This is a genomic window from Vibrio sp. A2-1 (genome assembly GCF_021728355.1).
Taxonomy (GTDB): Bacteria; Pseudomonadota; Gammaproteobacteria; order Enterobacterales; family Vibrionaceae; genus Vibrio; species Vibrio splendidus_K.
Window position 1 is genome coordinate 1 of record NZ_JAKKCO010000006.1, and the last position, 15,241, is coordinate 15,241.

Annotated in this window: 14 protein-coding genes; 5 read left to right on the forward strand and 9 right to left on the reverse strand. The window is 44.3% G+C overall.

The features are described from left to right. Nucleotides 1-1,153 (reverse strand): Ig-like domain-containing protein (locus L3V33_RS17750; protein WP_237290931.1); only part of this gene is annotated, 1,153 nt, incomplete at its 3' end. A 403-nt stretch (nucleotides 1,154-1,556) separates the two neighbouring features. Here L3V33_RS17750 and L3V33_RS17755 point away from each other — a divergent pair. The 4 genes from L3V33_RS17755 (at nucleotide 1,557) to L3V33_RS17770 (ending at nucleotide 6,164) form a co-directional block, all read left to right on the forward strand. Continuing rightward, complete coding sequence (locus tag L3V33_RS17755) at nucleotides 1,557-2,864, forward strand: TolC family outer membrane protein (RefSeq protein WP_237290932.1); 1,308 nt, start codon at nucleotides 1,557-1,559, stop codon at nucleotides 2,862-2,864. Beyond that, complete coding sequence (locus L3V33_RS17760) at nucleotides 2,864-3,481, forward strand: OmpA family protein (protein WP_237290933.1); 618 nt, start codon at nucleotides 2,864-2,866, stop codon at nucleotides 3,479-3,481. The genes L3V33_RS17755 and L3V33_RS17760 overlap by 1 nt, the downstream gene beginning before the upstream one ends. 136 nt (nucleotides 3,482-3,617) lie before the next feature. Continuing rightward, nucleotides 3,618-3,968, forward strand: a complete 351-nt coding sequence (locus tag L3V33_RS17765; RefSeq protein WP_004733613.1) for a DUF2750 domain-containing protein — start codon at nucleotides 3,618-3,620, stop codon at nucleotides 3,966-3,968. Nucleotides 3,969-4,130: 162 nt separating this feature from the next. Beyond that, nucleotides 4,131-6,164: a tetratricopeptide repeat-containing diguanylate cyclase gene (locus tag L3V33_RS17770; protein ID WP_237290934.1), complete on the forward strand. Its 2,034-nt coding sequence runs from the start codon at nucleotides 4,131-4,133 to the stop codon at nucleotides 6,162-6,164. Here the strand turns inward: L3V33_RS17770 and queC are convergent. Both queC and queE read right to left on the reverse strand, forming a co-directional pair. Next, complete coding sequence (queC, locus tag L3V33_RS17775; protein ID WP_237290935.1) at nucleotides 6,124-6,819, reverse strand: 7-cyano-7-deazaguanine synthase QueC; 696 nt, start codon at nucleotides 6,817-6,819, stop codon at nucleotides 6,124-6,126. The genes L3V33_RS17770 and queC overlap by 41 nt on opposite strands. 60 nt (nucleotides 6,820-6,879) lie before the next feature. After that, nucleotides 6,880-7,548 (reverse strand): 7-carboxy-7-deazaguanine synthase QueE, encoded by a 669-nt coding sequence (gene queE / locus L3V33_RS17780; RefSeq protein ID WP_308829676.1) that lies wholly within the window; start codon nucleotides 7,546-7,548, stop codon nucleotides 6,880-6,882. A gap of 185 nt (nucleotides 7,549-7,733) precedes the next feature. Here queE and L3V33_RS17785 point away from each other — a divergent pair, with 185 nt between their 5' ends. Beyond that, on the forward strand, nucleotides 7,734-8,543 hold the full coding sequence (locus tag L3V33_RS17785; RefSeq protein ID WP_237290936.1) for a Cof-type HAD-IIB family hydrolase: 810 nt from the start codon (nucleotides 7,734-7,736) through the stop codon (nucleotides 8,541-8,543). A 102-nt stretch (nucleotides 8,544-8,645) separates the two neighbouring features. Here the strand turns inward: L3V33_RS17785 and L3V33_RS17790 are convergent, their stop codons facing one another. From L3V33_RS17790 to prpF, 6 genes are all read right to left on the reverse strand, one after another. Next, complete coding sequence (locus L3V33_RS17790; RefSeq protein ID WP_237290937.1) at nucleotides 8,646-10,058, reverse strand: phosphatase PAP2 family protein; 1,413 nt, start codon at nucleotides 10,056-10,058, stop codon at nucleotides 8,646-8,648. A gap of 72 nt (nucleotides 10,059-10,130) precedes the next feature. After that, nucleotides 10,131-10,610 (reverse strand): GNAT family N-acetyltransferase, encoded by a 480-nt coding sequence (locus L3V33_RS17795; protein WP_237290938.1) that lies wholly within the window; start codon nucleotides 10,608-10,610, stop codon nucleotides 10,131-10,133. A gap of 197 nt (nucleotides 10,611-10,807) precedes the next feature. Beyond that, nucleotides 10,808-11,209 carry a glycine zipper domain-containing protein gene (locus L3V33_RS17800; RefSeq protein ID WP_237290939.1) on the reverse strand — a complete coding sequence of 134 codons (402 nt, stop codon included), beginning with the start codon at nucleotides 11,207-11,209 and terminating at the stop codon, nucleotides 10,808-10,810. Between the two features lie 239 nt (nucleotides 11,210-11,448). Continuing rightward, on the reverse strand, nucleotides 11,449-11,895 hold the full coding sequence (locus L3V33_RS17805) for a hypothetical protein (protein WP_237290940.1): 447 nt from the start codon (nucleotides 11,893-11,895) through the stop codon (nucleotides 11,449-11,451). 147 nt (nucleotides 11,896-12,042) lie between these two features. Continuing rightward, nucleotides 12,043-13,947, reverse strand: coding sequence for a propionyl-CoA synthetase (locus tag L3V33_RS17810; RefSeq protein ID WP_237290941.1), 1,905 nt, complete (start codon nucleotides 13,945-13,947; stop codon nucleotides 12,043-12,045). Between the two features lie 118 nt (nucleotides 13,948-14,065). Beyond that, nucleotides 14,066-15,238: a 2-methylaconitate cis-trans isomerase PrpF gene (gene prpF / locus L3V33_RS17815; RefSeq protein ID WP_114633601.1), complete on the reverse strand. Its 1,173-nt coding sequence runs from the start codon at nucleotides 15,236-15,238 to the stop codon at nucleotides 14,066-14,068. Nucleotides 15,239-15,241: the final 3 nt, after the last annotated feature.

Consider the following 15,241-nt stretch of genomic DNA (forward strand, 5'->3'; position numbering starts at 1 on the left):
TGCTGTAAGGCTTATCATTGATGGTCATGGTCACAACATCGCCTTCGCTGATGTCGCCACCTGTCGCCGTACCCGTCACCGCGATGGTTTGTCCGCTTTCTGCCGCGTTGATCACGTCATCTTCTGTAATGTTATCTACGCTCACATTTCCTGATTTTGCTTGCGTATCAAGAGTAAATGTCAGCGTTGAACTGCCTGAAGTATTACCTGCTGCGTCCGTTTGACGAACAGTAATGGTGTTACCACCTTCAACGGGTACCGGCGCGGTTGTTGTCCAGTTTCCATCGACAAAGTATTCAACTGTCGCGCCGTCTTCTGTGCCGCCGACTGTGAAACTGCCGTCGTTGGTTAAGAGGTCATCCGCCGCTGAGCCTGAATCTGTATCAAGTGTCAGTGCTGGTGCAGCGGGTGCTGTGATATCAAGAGTGAACGTCAGCGTTGAGCTGCCTGATGTATTACCTGCTGCGTCGGTTTGACGAACAGTAATCGTGTTACCACCTTCAACGGGTACTGGCGCGGTTGTTGTCCAGTTGCCATCAACAAAGTATTCAACTGTCGCGCCGTCTTCTGTGCCGCCGACTGTGAAGCTGCCGTCATTAGTTAAGAAGTCGTCCGCCGCTGAGCCTGAGTCAGTATCAAGAGTCAGATCTGGTGCAGCGGGTGCTGTTGTGTCACCGATGGTCTCGCTGTCTGTGCCTTGGCTACCAGATTGCTCAAACGAACGGAAGGCATCTAGAAGACTCAAGCTTTGAGTACGAGACATACCCAGTGCTTCAAAACCCGTAGTCACGAACTCTGTACCAGGAATGGTTTCTTCACCATCACGTTCAATAGTTCCGCTAGAAGCCAAACTTGAACCGTTTTGACCTGCTGCCGTTGCGAACTCCTCACCTAGCTCGGTCGGGTCTTGACCTTCTTCTAATGCGGCAAAGATATTCGCAATATCTTGGTCGAGCTCAATTTCGCCTTCTTCTGATGAGAAGCGTTTTGCCGATACCTGAGGTTCATTGGATCCGTTCTGGGATTCAAGAACGACATCCCCTGTTTGTAGTGGTTGGCCTTCTTCTAAGACTTTAATCGTACCATCTACCGAGATAACAATGCGCTGGCCAAGTGCTAATGCACCACCCAAATTCAATGTTGTCATGTCCATATAAACCCCTAAAAAAGCATTTCTTGTCATTAACGTCAAAATAGTGACATTATATTTATAATATTAGTTAAAATATAACACTTAAAGTCATATAATTCCTAGTTATGAATCTAGTATTTAACAACTTGAGTGACAAGCTAATGACGGTGATCACATCGCATAACAATCTTAGTGCTCACACCAGTAATATAAGTTATTGTGTTTGCGTAAAATAATAGATTTAAAAACGTAAGATTGACGTGTATAAAAACACCATAAAACGCACGCTGATCGGTTAACATTTTGACAACCATTTGCGAACGCCAGCTTAGCGATCGTAATTTTTTTGGCGGTTCATCTAAATTTCGTATATAACAGCACAAATTCAAGACTTAGATGCGAGCTAACTTTAGGGAGATGCACATTGAATAGGCTTCAAAAGACAACATTAGGGTTAGCTATAAGTATGAGCTTACCGACGACAGCACAAACCCTAGAGCAAGCCGTTGCGTTCACTTTAGAAAGTAATCCTGAAATCAAAAGTGCTTATAACGAATATGTCAGCAAGCGATATCTTAATGATGCTTCTGGCGGTGCTTATCGTCCAAGTATAGACTTGGATGGAGGTATTGGTTACGAACATACCGATCTAGCAACTAACTCAAGCACGACCGATCTGACTCGGAAAGAAGCAACAATTACGCTAACCCAGCTTATCTGGGATGGGGCTAATACATCGAATGATATTGACCGTACCGCTGCTGATGCGGAATCAGTGCGTTATCAATTGATATCTAATGCCCAAGATATCGCATTAGAAGTAACCAAGGTTTATCTCGATGCGGTAAAAGCCTATGAAGTGCTTTCACTCTCTGAAAACAACCTCGCAACCCACAAAAAAATATACAGCGATATTCGCAAGCGTGTTGAGTCAGGTATTGGCTCAACGGCAGATATGTCACAGGTAGAAGCACGTATTGCTAAAGCGCACGGTAATTTACTTGCGGCGCAAAACAACCTTTTTGACACTCATACACAATTCAAAAGGCTTGTGGGTCAATCTCCGTTAGGGTTAACCTTCCCTCGCGCAGATGCAGGCGCTATCCCTTACACGGTTGATGGTGCATTAGCAAAAGCGTTTAATCAGCACCCAGTAATTAAGATTGCACAAGCCGATGTAGACTCAGCGAAATTTCAATACAAACAATCTAAGAGCACTAATTACCCAACGGTTTCTTTTGAAGCCGCTCAAACCTGGCGCGATGATGCCGGTGGCACTCCAGGCAGCAGTGACGAGTTTTCTGCGATGGTTCGTTTAAGATACAACCTTTACAACGGCGGTTCAGACCAAGACCGTGCAGAAAGTGCCGCTTATCAACTAAACAAAGCGAAAGACCTCCGCGAGAGTACTTACCGTAATGTAGAAGAGAGCTTACGCCTTTCATGGAGCGCACTTGATTTAACCGTTCAACAGAAAGAGTTTCTATCTGACCACGTAGACTCGGCATCAGACACCGTTATCTCTTATGAGAAACAATACCGTATCGGTAAACGTACCCTTCTCGATTTGCTTAACACCGAGAACGAACTATTCGAAGCCCGTAAGGGCTATCTGGATGCCAAGTACGACGAACAATATGCGAAATACCGAGTAATGAATGCAACAGGAAACCTGTTAGCTGGGTTACGCGTCGAAACCCCTCAAGAATGGAACGAAAAGGTAGAATACTAATGAAGCTGATAAAGACTGTATTTTCGCTTTGTCTCATGATTGTCTCTGCCAACGTTTTAGCTGAAACAAGCAATGAAGAATTTGAATATCGAGCTCTTCCAGACATCACGCAAATTTATGATCTCGAAGATGATGATAATGACGGCGTAATTAACGCGCGAGATCTATGTCCCGATACGCAAATTGGTGCAGAGATCGATAACGACGGTTGTGGTTCATATTTTGAATCGTCAGAAAAGAAAGAGCTCCACATACTCTTTGCTAATAACTCTACGGAAATTAACCCTGTTTTCCTAGGGCAGATACGCCAGATGGCTGCGTTTTTGAAGCGTTACGAGGGTACATCGATTGAGTTGCAAGGTTATGCCAGTAAAGTGGGCAATGCCAAACACAATTTAAAACTGTCAAAAGAGCGAGCATCCCACGTAAGGCGAGCCCTTATCAGTAATGGTATTCAACCATCTCGAGTCAATATCGTGGGTCATGGTGATTCTGAATTCAGTAGTGATGACAGCCAAATTAATCACGCACTACATCGAAAAGTTGTCGCTTCCGTTGTTGGATTTAAAGGCAACATCAAAGAAGAGTGGCACATCTTCACCAAAATAAAAAAGTAGGCTCTCTCCTGCTTTTATCATACTGAAACGTGATCTTTAGTTAACGTTTCAGTATGGTGATAATTCCTTGAATAGCATGTACCTAAGCCGTCTATAATGTTAATCTTGCGTCGTTATCAACATAGAGAATTAATCCATGAGCAAACTAACAGCTGATACTCAAGCAAATCTAGAACTTTTCGTTTCTGAAACACAAGAAACTAAACTGGTATGGGGCCTTCGCAATGAAGAAGGTTGGCTAGCATGTGACTCAAGTGAATTCGAAAGCAGCGAAGTGATGCCTTTTTGGTCTTCAAAAGAAGATGCTCAGACTCACAACGTTGAAGAGTGGGCTGACTTCGAAGTATTAGAAATTCCACTAGATATCTTTGTAGAAGATTGGTTACTGACTCTAGCTGAAGACGGCGTTCTTGTTGGTATTAACTGGAATGCAACATTAGAAGGCAAAGAACTTGAGCCTTCTGACCTAGCGAAATTATACATCTAATTTCCGATATCGGTCGTGCGAACAGTACGACCGATACACCTCTGATAAATATCAACAAATTAGAGACTTACCTCGCATAACGCCCTACCTATTCCATTCAAAAATTGAAGCAACATCAAACTAATAATAGAATATCGTTCTTTATCTGATAGATAGTTTCTTGTGACTCACTCTGTTTTTATTACCCTTCTACTGTTCATTAGCTTTTATTCTCATGGCCAAGTATCAACACAAGATCGTCACCAGGACTCTCCTTTCAACTCATCTAATTTGGATTCAAACACGACTCCAAATGCTGATTGGAATGCACTCTATCTCTCGACTCTAACTCATTCCCCATCGCGTGCATTAAACATGCTGCAAACCCGTTACACTGGCTCAACCGTCTATGGGGATAAGCTTTACCTTTCATCTCTGTTATACCAATACATGAGCCACCGAGATCAACCGTTCTATGGAATCGCTTCAAACGATCGTGAATACCAAGCAATCGAAGAAACGTTTATTTCTGCATTGATGAAAGACGGCCAAGGCCAATATGAAGAAGCGCAACAAGGCTTTTTAAGCCTATTAGCCAAAATGCAGTCGCGCAGTGATTTGACTGGAAGAACCCTACTAAAGTACCAACTATGTCGATCTCTGAACGAGCAAGCAAAATACCATCAAGCGAATTATTACTGTTCTGCACTTCAATCGGACTTACACGACATCGCAGATCCAGTATTGCCTAAATTTGGAACTTATCGAGTCATCGCCAACAATCACCATTTTCGTAGCGACTATCAAGCAGCATTAAGCACCTACCTCGCACTGATCAATGTGTTCCCACAAGGACATGATATTTCCGGTATCTATAACGATGTGGGTAATTTGCTCAAAGAGCTCAAGCAATACGACAAATCAGCGCAGTACCTAGAACAAGCGCTCGAACTCAGAGCCGATGCTTCAGATTTGATGAAAGCTCAAGTACATCATAGCTTGGCTGACTTGTATCTTAGTCAAGGTCAAAGCAACCTTGCGATTTCCCACTTTAAGCAAGCCAAAGTACTGTTGAGTACCTCATCTCATAACTACGGCATCGCTCTGACAAACCTTGGTTTAGGAAAAGCCTACACACAAACTAACAACTATGATTTGGCGAGAGACTATTTAGTCGAGTCTCTGTCCGACTCCAACGCACTAAACAACGATGTCATTCGCATCAACGCGTACTTAGCGATCAGCGACATGTTCGAAGAAAGGAAGCTAACTCAGGAAGCATTGAATTATGCACAGCAAGCTTTAGAGTTGGCTGAGCAAGTCACAAGGCATAAGTACATTGCCAAAGCCCTTCTTCAGCTTTCTGACATTCATCAAGCATTGATCGATTACCAACAGGCGTTTTACTTTTACCAACGATACTCGTCGATACAGATGGAAGCGCGAGACATCGATAATCGATTAGCTTTTGAAGCACTAGACCTGACTCACGCTAAGTATGAGCAACAACTAGAAAGCTCGTTCTTGGCCAATCAAACACGAATTGACCGCTTTCAAATCGAAAAAATGGAACACCAGCGATTGATGTACAACATCCTTATTATTTTATTGCTGTGTACTGCGAGCTTTACGATATTGGTGAACAAAACGGTTCGTGCGAAAGCGGCTGTTGACGCAATGACAAAGGCGTACGGCAGAACCGAAATAATACGAAGAATCAAACGAGTGAAACGCAGTAAAGACGCGAACAGGCAACACGTTCTGGTTTTGCTAGACCTCGATAAGTTCAAAAAGATAAATGACCAACATGGCCACCCTACTGGTGATCGAGCACTCGTCCATATTAGTCAACAAATAGGAAAGCACTTGATGACTGATGAATTGTTTGGCCGCTTAGGCGGTGAAGAGTTTCTTATCATGCTGACCGACACCAAACTTTCTGAAGTACGAGAGCGTGTTGAAGAGTTGCACTATGCCATATCAAGCGCTGTCTTCTTATCAGAAAGCAAAAAGCCACTTAATGTAACCGCGAGTTTTGCTTATCTAGCAACCTCAAACGCATTAAGTGACTTTGATGACTTGTACTCGGTTCTTGACCAAGCACTTTATCAAGCGAAGAGTAATGGCCGAAACTGCATCATCGATGCTTATAACGACCCGATCGACTTACCTGATGTTATTTATTCTCAGCCTGTTTGCGAACCAACTCAGCCATAATACCTTCGCGATCACCTAGGTAATCGTTAAGGCCAACTTTTCTTAGTTCACATGCAGGGCAATCACCACAACCGTCGCCGATGATGCCGTTGTAGCAAGTCAGGGTTTTATTGCGAACAAGCTCAAGTGCTGAATATTGGTCGGCCATCGCCCATGTTTCAGCTTTGTTCAGCCACATCAGTGGTGTTTTAATATCAAGCTTCTTGTCCATGCCCTGTACAAGCGCAGAATTCATCGCTTTTACAAAATCATTGCGACAATCAGGATAACCAGAGAAATCTGTTTCACACACACCAGTAATCACAGTTTCAGCACCGATTTGGTACGCGTAAATACCGGCAAGTGTTAAGAAAAGAATATTACGACCAGGAACGAACGAGTTTGGCAATCCATTCTCTTGTAGCTCGTGTGATACAGGGATATCGTCGCGAGTCAGAGAGCTGATAGCCAGTTCATTCAACAGAGTCACATCCATCACTTTGTGCGCTTTCACACCAAGCTCTTTCGACAACGACTCCGCAACTTCAATCTCGAGTCTATGGCGCTGACCATAGTCAAACGTAATCGCATGAACTTCATCATACTCTTTTAAAGCTTGAACAAGACACGTTGTTGAGTCTTGACCACCACTGAATACTACGACTGCTTTTTTCATCTTAAATCCTTACGAGAATCTTCTACTAGCGACTTATCTAGGCCAGTAAACAAATGCAACCTATGCGATGCTCAAATATTTGTGAGTTTGAATAGATAAACGCCAGTTACGTTCAATACAAGTATCAATACACAGTTGCGTTGCACGTTCTTTTTGGCTAATCGGCTGAAGTGCAATGACTGTATTTTCAGGAACATCGGCTCTAGCAATAAGAGCATCTAGTTGCTCGATATCTTTACCTGTACCAACAGGGTGCTTGATTTCATTCGCACGAACGAGTGCGCTATCAAGGATATCCAATTTGGCTTTCATTGCGACTTTTGGTGACACCGTAACCCAAGTGTCCGGTGTGGCTTTTACTTCTGATGTTCCGCTGGTCTCAATCTGACAGCGACAACCGTGCTGCTCAAATGCTTCAGTAAGAGGGACAAGATCATAGATGCACGGCTCACCACCAGTAATCACAATGTGCTTCGCGGTGTAACCTTGCTTGATATATTCATTCACGATTCCTTGCGCATCAATTGCAGACCAAGTCGGTGAATCCTTTGTCTTAACCATAATATCACCAAGGCTCGTTTCATCTTCCGGCAACGCTTCCCAAGTCTGCTTGGTATCACACCAAGAACAGCCTACAGGGCAAATTTGCAGTCGAACAAAAACAGCAGGAACGCCGGTAAATACGCCCTCGCCCTGGATGGTTTCAAACATTTCATTAATCTTGTACAACTTATCCTCAGCTCAATCATTTGATGAAATTAATCAACCGCAGACCTTAAAGCACTTGCCCCTTTTGGTCAAACAAATGAGTACTGATAAATGAGTTGATCAAAGCCCTAGCCTGAACTTTCAAGTTCCCTTATCCTTTCGCCCATTAGATTTCGTTAGCTTTTAATTTTTTAGTAAGGAACAACATGTACAAACTGATTGCTCTTGATATGGATGGCACACTGCTCAACAGTGATAAAGTAATTTCTCAAGAGAACAAAGACGCGATTGCCAAAGCACGCGCTGCAGGTGTGAAAGTGGTTCTGGCTTCTGGTCGTCCTTTAGAAGGCATGCAGAGTAAGTTAGACGAGCTTTCAATCAACGGCGAAGATGACTTTGTGCTCTTCTACAACGGCTCTATGGTTCAAAACGTCTCTACAAAAGAACTCATTCATAGTGAGATCAGCAATGGTAAAGCCGCGAAAGAGATCGCAGCACTGGCTGTACAGCTTGGTGGTTATGTTCATGCATTCAGCAAGATTCATGGCTTAATCACGCCTGAAAACAATGAGTACACAGCTATTGAAGCGCGTATTAATGGCTTAGAGATTACCGAGTTCGACTTTTCTCAACTAGAAGATGACCACGAAATCATCAAAACTATGATTGTCGCAGAACCAAACAAGCTGACTGAAATCATCGGCAAGTTGCCACAAGAGCTTAAGACTCAGTTTACTATAGTGCAAAGTGCACCATTCTTCTTAGAGTTCCTAAACCCAAATTCAAACAAGGGTGTCGGCATTGAAGCAATAGCTAAACACTTAGGCATTAAAGCGGAAGAAGTTATCTGCATGGGCGATGCTGAAAACGATCACCATATGCTTGAATACGCTGGCCTTGGCATTGCGATGGACAATGCAATGGAAGAAACCAAGAAGCTAGCTGACCACATTACAGCGAGTAACGACGAGCACGGTGTTGCAGTCGCAATTGAAAAGTTTATCTTCAACTCGTAAAAGCTCAACAGGCTTTAGTGAGGTTTACTTTTTGCTTGTTGCACAAATCACAAAGGCTGTGCACTGCACAGCCTTTTTTGGATTCTAAGTTAGTCGGTTCGCCTACTCTCTTTTCCATGGCTGACGAAACGCCACGACGCCAAACAGTATCAAGATTGGGAAACGTAAAGTCTCAACAATAAATGAAGCGATGCCACTGAAAGAGACAAAACTTCCTGCCCAGCTAATCAGCAAATTCCCCGCTAACAACATCGCCATCACTCCAAATACAATCTTGAATGAGAACTGGCCGACCAAAGGCTTCGAGCCTGTTAACGTCACTAGGCATGCAATCGTCATCAAAATAGCGACCCAGAATGAGAATGTTGGCAGTGGCCATATCACCGTGAGAACGATGGAAAGTAAGCATAATGCCCACCAGACACCTTTAGAGCTTAATAAGGCACTAATATCAACATCAGGTTTCGCATCTAACCTTACGATATGCCACGTTGTTAACGCGCCCAATACGCCTCCCATAAAGACATCACTAAAGAACGCGTTGCCTGAATAAGACTTAAATAGCATGATCCACAGTAGGCCAATGAGCACTATCAAAATCGATTTTTTCTCCAAGAGGCGCTTTAGTTTCCAAAAGACTAACAAGGTTAAACTCACCCACAAGCCAGCCAATAAACTTGGAAAGCTATACCCACTGCTCATCACTAGCTTCAATGTTGGCAAGTAAGCATGCGGACGTGGAAAACCAAACCCTTGGTGGGCGATTAAAGTGAGCAATGTCACCGAGATCAAAGTGAAGCCAAACTTCAACGCGAAGTTACGGCCAAAATGCCAAGCAATTAGCGGCAATATCACGATGAAAATCCATGGCTTCGCTAACGAGTCAGTTAAAAGCACAGTATTCGCAAACACGCTTGGCATATTATCGAACGCGTTTTGAAGCGACACAATCCAATTTAATTCAACTTGATGGACTTTCGGTGCCGCGCCCACCAGCTCAGTCACATACGTCACAGGTTGATCTGTCGCGGATAGAAAGAATTCGTTAATCTCAGACCATTGCTCTGGGTAACGGTATTGGTTGGCTTGTAACTCCGTAGGTGGCAATAACATCGCGCGACTGACTTCCACACCGTAATGTGGAGCAAACCAGATTGGTAGTTCAAAGCCACCTAACTCATTTCGAGCTTTGTAACTGATAACTTCAGAGTCAGAGACACAATCATACACAACGGCACTGTCGGTATAACCCAACACATCACCGACGGTAACAGACAACCCAGCCTCTTCCCATGTTTCACGCTGCGCTGCGACGGCTGGCGGCTCACCTGAAACCACAGTGCCTCCCGGTAGAGACAATTGCCCCGTGATCAATTCATCAACCAATACGATTTGGTTATCAGCACGTACTACACACAAAGCGCCCGCGATATGATCGGGCAAAGTGTTACTTGCCCAAGCGGAAGTAGTACTCAAAAGAGATAATATGAAAACTAATAAATATCGAATAGCCAACGACTTTACCTAAAAATAAGAGAAAAAGTTAAAGACTGCTCTAGTGTAATCAAACACGCACAAAATCGCTGTCTACGTTTTGTGCAAAGCCTTCCTCATCCATTGAATGTGAGGTGTGAACCCCATTTTTTGATAGAAGTCCTTGGCAGGTGAATTAAAGTCCCAAACCTCTACAAAGACTTGTTCAACCCCATAATCATCAAAAGTCGCTTCAACTTTGCTAAACAACTTTTCAGCAATCGATTCTTTTCGATAATGAGGCAAGACAAACAGTTCATCGACACTCCCCATCGGCACCGGTTTACTCACCGTTGAGATAAGCTCACAAAAATGTCCGGAGATAAAGCCAACAATGAGCTCACCTTTTAATGCCACATAAACCAAGCATTCAGGATCATCCAAGTAACGTGCAATGCTTTTTTCCTGCTCAATTTCTTCTGCCGTTTTAAAGTGCTCTGGGCTAGCAAGGTGGTGATGATGGTGGAGATCGAACATTAACTCGTTAAGTTGTTCCAAATCCGTGTGCTTTGCAGCCCTTAAGGTGACATTCATGACTATTGCGCTTCTCAAACCAAATTGATATCTAAACTGAGTCTAGTTTACTTGGCGTGAGTATCTATACAAGTTATTGAATTAATTCATTGTTTGAAGTGCGTATTTTAGATACAAAAACGGCCACATTACGTGGCCATTCTGTTTGAATGATTTTGAATTAAACGAATATCTAGGCTTTAGCTTTAGTTGTAGCTTTATGCGCCGTTATCTTCTTTATCTTCTTTGAGTTCAGCAAGCTGTTGTTCTAGTTCGATAAGTTTAATTTCAGCCTCAACTTCAGCAACTCGCTTTTCTGCATCGGTGCGATTGTCTTGCGCTAGACCATCCGCAGTGACTTGGGTTCGTTGTGCGTTTCTCGCATCATCCGTATCTTTCATTGAACCAGCCACACCACCTGTCACGCCACCTAATGCAGCGCCCTTAACCGCTAAGCTCGCGTCTCCGGTCAGCGCTCCAGCCGTCGCTCCTAATAAAGCACCACCAATAGCACCACGATTACGCGCTGCGTTTTCATTTTCGTTATCCATTGCTGGTGATGCGCAACCAGAAAGAGTCACAATCAGTGTCGCTAAAAGAAAAGGTTTAGTGAATTTCATAGGAGTCTCGCTTAGTTCTTCGTTTGGAGTAGAGCCATCTTAAGCAGAACCGTGAATGAGATAAATAAAGCCACGTTTAGACGATACATCATGTTCAGTTATGTATCATTCAACCATCGCATAAGTGCTTATTGATACATATCTTTGAGCTTCACTTTATCCAGACAAACAAAAAGGGCGACCAATAAGGTCGCCTCAATCGCTCTTTCTCTATAATTCTTCTCTTTCAGATGCCGCTCTTAGCCTTTGGACCAAAAGTTTTGCATATTTTCTGCGCTAGGTGGTGGCCTAACACCGCAATCTCTATAATGATTTTTATCGCCGATCCCCAGTATTTTGCCATTTTCGTCGTCAATCATAGCGGCAACTTTAACACCGTCTCCCACATGACGAGTTAACACGACAATTTCACCAGCTCTTTCAGACCTTATCGCACCTAAGATTTGATATTCGTAGCGACCTTTTCTTGAATTGACGATCATCTTCGAGTTAATTGGATCAGCATCATACCCGACACCAATATCAAACACGGCTTGATAGAGATCGACGCCAGTCTTGGATTCACATTTAAATACCTTGGGATGGCTCAAAGGCTCTAACAACGCTCTACTCGCTTCATCCTTTGAAATACTGGCACTAGCAGCACCACTGACCAGTAAAGCAATCAACAAAAAGTAAGCTCGCATAAAAAGACCTCAATATGTGGGATTCATAATGAGGTCATAGTAAACGTAATGGATAAGCGAATGAATAAAGTAGAGTTTAGGTAAACCATCACGCTGGCTTATGTATAAATCAACAAGCCAAAGAGCATACTACCTAAACTGCAACATCTATTTACCGAGCTTTTCAGCAATTTCAGTTAAGCTGGTAGGGTCGTCAATCGTCGAAGGCACCACATATTGTTCGCCTTCTGCGATCTGTCGGATAGTTCTGCGTAAGATCTTACCTGAACGAGTCTTAGGTAACCTCTCAACAACCAAGGCTTGCTTAAAACAGGCGACCGCGCCAATCTCATTGCGAACCTTGCCAACCAACTCCGCTTGCAACTCAATGCCATCGACTTTTACGCCATCTTTCAGCACAACTAAACCAAGAGGCAGCTGCCCTTTTAAGTCATCGTGAATACCGACTACCGCACATTCTGCAATGGCTGGGTGACCACCCACTATCTCTTCCATTTCTCCGGTCGACAGACGGTGTCCCGCTACGTTTATCACATCGTCGATACGACCCATGATAAATAAATACCCATCTTCATCAAGATAACCACCATCCCCAGAAACATAATAGCCCGGGAACTGACTCAAATAGCCGGATTCAAACCGATCATGATTGCGCCATACCGTGGGTAAGCAACCAGGCGGTAATGGTCGTTTAAGTGCCACAAACCCTTGTTGATTCGTTTGTGCGATTTCACCCAATTCATTGAGGATCTCCACTTGGTAACCGGGTACTGGCTTGGTTGAAGAACCCGCTTTTACAGGCAAAGATTCAAGCCCTGTCGGATTTGCAGAAATAGCCCAACCCGTTTCTGTTTGCCACCAATGATCGATAACCGGTTTATTGGTATGAGACTCGACCCAATCCAATGTTGGCGGGTCCAAACGCTCTCCCGCCATAAAAATCGACTTGAGCGATGATAAGTCATACTTGGTGAGCAACTCACCTTCAGGATCTTCTTTCTTGATTGCTCTAAACGCTGTTGGGGCAGAAAACAGCACATCAACATTGTATTCTTCACAAACACGCCAGAATGCGCCTGGATCGGGTGTTCTTACCGGCTTGCCTTCAAACAGAATAGAGGTGCAACCGTGAATCAGTGGCGCATACACAATATAGGAATGCCCCACGACCCAACCGACATCAGAAGCTGCCCAAAACACACCATCTTGCGGCATATCGTAGATAGTGCTCATCGAGTATTTCATCGCGACCGCGTGACCACCATTATCACGCACCACGCCTTTTGGCTTACCCGTCGTCCCTGATGTATACAATATGTATAGTGGGTCAGTCGCTAGAACAGGCACACACACATGAGGTAATGCATCGCTAACCGCTTGTTGCCAAAGTACATCACGTTCATTGTTCAATTCGGCTAGAGACTGCTCTCTTTGGAATACCACGACTTTTTCTGGTTTCCAACGGCTGTCCATGATCGCTCTGTCAACCATTGGCTTATATGGTAGAACCTTGTTTATCTCGACTCCACAAGACGCTGTAATCAACACCTTCGGCTCGGCATCTTCAATTCGAACGGCAAGCTCATGAGGAGCAAACCCACCAAACACCACCGAATGCACCGCGCCTAGTCGTGCACAGGCCAACATTGCCATCGCCGCTTCAGGAATCATTGGCATGTAGATCACCACACGATCGCCTTTGGTAACGCCTTGCGTGGCTAACATACCAGCGACTTTAGCCACTTGGTCACGTAATTTTTTGTAAGTGTAGGACGACTGAGTTCCCGTTACAGGCGAGTCGTAAATCAACGCCACTTTATCACCTCGCCCATTTTCACAATGATAATCCAGCGCCAGCCAGCACGTGTTCATCACCCCATCAGGAAACCAGCGCTCAATACCGTTATCGTCAGTTTGTAATATCGTTTTTGGTGGTTCAAACCAATCTATCGCTTGTGATTGTGTTTCCCAAAACGAATTAGGGTCTTCCCTAGCCCATTGGTACTCGGTGATATAGTCTGTTTTTCTGTTCATTTGATTCATAGCAGACATAGTGCCTCCTCCATACTTTATCCATTTGTCCAAGCGACTAGCTTTTAGCAGTGTCACTTGGGTGCACTCTTTTCTCAGCGTTGTGTTCGTGAATATTTAACCGTTCACGACAATCGCTTTACTTAGGAAAAGGCACACGGATGGCACCTTCCATGATCACTCGGGCACTACGACTCATAATCGCCCTCTCAATTTTCCACCCACTTTCGGTCTGCAACGCTTTCGCACCTACCTTTAAGGTTCCTGACGGGTGGCCAAAGGTCACCGATTCACGTTGGCCTTCACCAGCAGCCAAATTAACAAGAGTTCCAGGAACACTTGCAGCAGAAGCAATCGCAACCGCAGCCGTTCCCATCATAGCGTGATGAAGTTGTCCCATAGACAAAGCACGCACCAGAAGGTCAGTATCTTCGGCAGCAACCGATTTACCACTAGATGCTTGGTACGCTTGAGGCTTAGCAACAAACGCGACTTTCGGTGTGTGTTGGCGTGATTCGGCTTGTTCTAGGGAATCAATAAGACCCATCGCAACCGCACCATGCGCTCGGATAGATTCAAACAGCGCCAAAGCTTTGGCATCGCTATTGATATCCGATTGAAGCTCTGTGCCTTGATAACCCACCGATTCAGCATCAACAAAAATAGTCGGTATTCCTGCATTGATGTATGTTGCTTTGATGCAGCCCAATTCGGGAACATCTAAAAAATCGACAACATTCCCTGTAGGGAACATCGAACCACTCGCATCGGCAGGGTCAAGAAAATCGACTTGGATCTCAGCGGCAGGAAAAGTCACACCATCAAGCTCAAAGTCACCTAACTCTTGGACTTCACCATTGGTGATAGGCACATGAACAATAATGGTTTTCTGGATATTCACTTGCCATACTCGCACCTCAACAACACCGTTTTCAGGGATACGAGTCAAGTCAACCAAGCCACTATGAATAGCGAACGGACCGACCGCTGCAGACAAGTTCCCACAGTTACCACTCCAATCCACAAACGGCTTATCTATCGCCACTTGGCCGAATAGGTAATCAACATCGTGATCGGCTTTACTGCTTTTCGAAACAATCACGGTTTTACTGGTACTCGATGTTGCACCACCCATACCATCGGTTTGTTTACCATAAGGGTCTGGACTGCCAATCACTCTCAACAACAATGTATCTCTCGCTTCTCCAGCAACTTGCGCTGATTGAGGTAAATCACTTAGATTGAAGAAAACCCCTTTGCTCGTGCCTCCTCGCATATAAGTTGCAGGCACTTTGATCTGTTTGTTTGTCATATC

Bases quoted from the DNA above. Each gene is read 5' to 3' on its own strand.
- L3V33_RS17760 (WP_237290933.1), top strand. From the start codon at position 2,864: ATGAAGCTGATAAAGACTGTATTTTCGCTTTGTCTCATGATTGTCTCT.
- L3V33_RS17765 (WP_004733613.1), top strand. From the start codon at position 3,618: ATGAGCAAACTAACAGCTGATACTCAAGCAAATCTAGAACTTTTCGTT.
- queC (WP_237290935.1), bottom strand. From the start codon at position 6,819: ATGAAAAAAGCAGTCGTAGTATTCAGTGGTGGTCAAGACTCAACAACG.
- L3V33_RS17785 (WP_237290936.1), top strand. From the start codon at position 7,734: ATGTACAAACTGATTGCTCTTGATATGGATGGCACACTGCTCAACAGT.
- L3V33_RS17795 (WP_237290938.1), bottom strand. From the start codon at position 10,610: ATGAATGTCACCTTAAGGGCTGCAAAGCACACGGATTTGGAACAACTT.
- L3V33_RS17800 (WP_237290939.1), bottom strand. From the start codon at position 11,209: ATGAAATTCACTAAACCTTTTCTTTTAGCGACACTGATTGTGACTCTT.
- L3V33_RS17805 (WP_237290940.1), bottom strand. From the start codon at position 11,895: ATGCGAGCTTACTTTTTGTTGATTGCTTTACTGGTCAGTGGTGCTGCT.
- L3V33_RS17810 (WP_237290941.1), bottom strand. From the start codon at position 13,947: ATGTCTGCTATGAATCAAATGAACAGAAAAACAGACTATATCACCGAG.
- prpF (WP_114633601.1), bottom strand. From the start codon at position 15,238: ATGACAAACAAACAGATCAAAGTGCCTGCAACTTATATGCGAGGAGGC.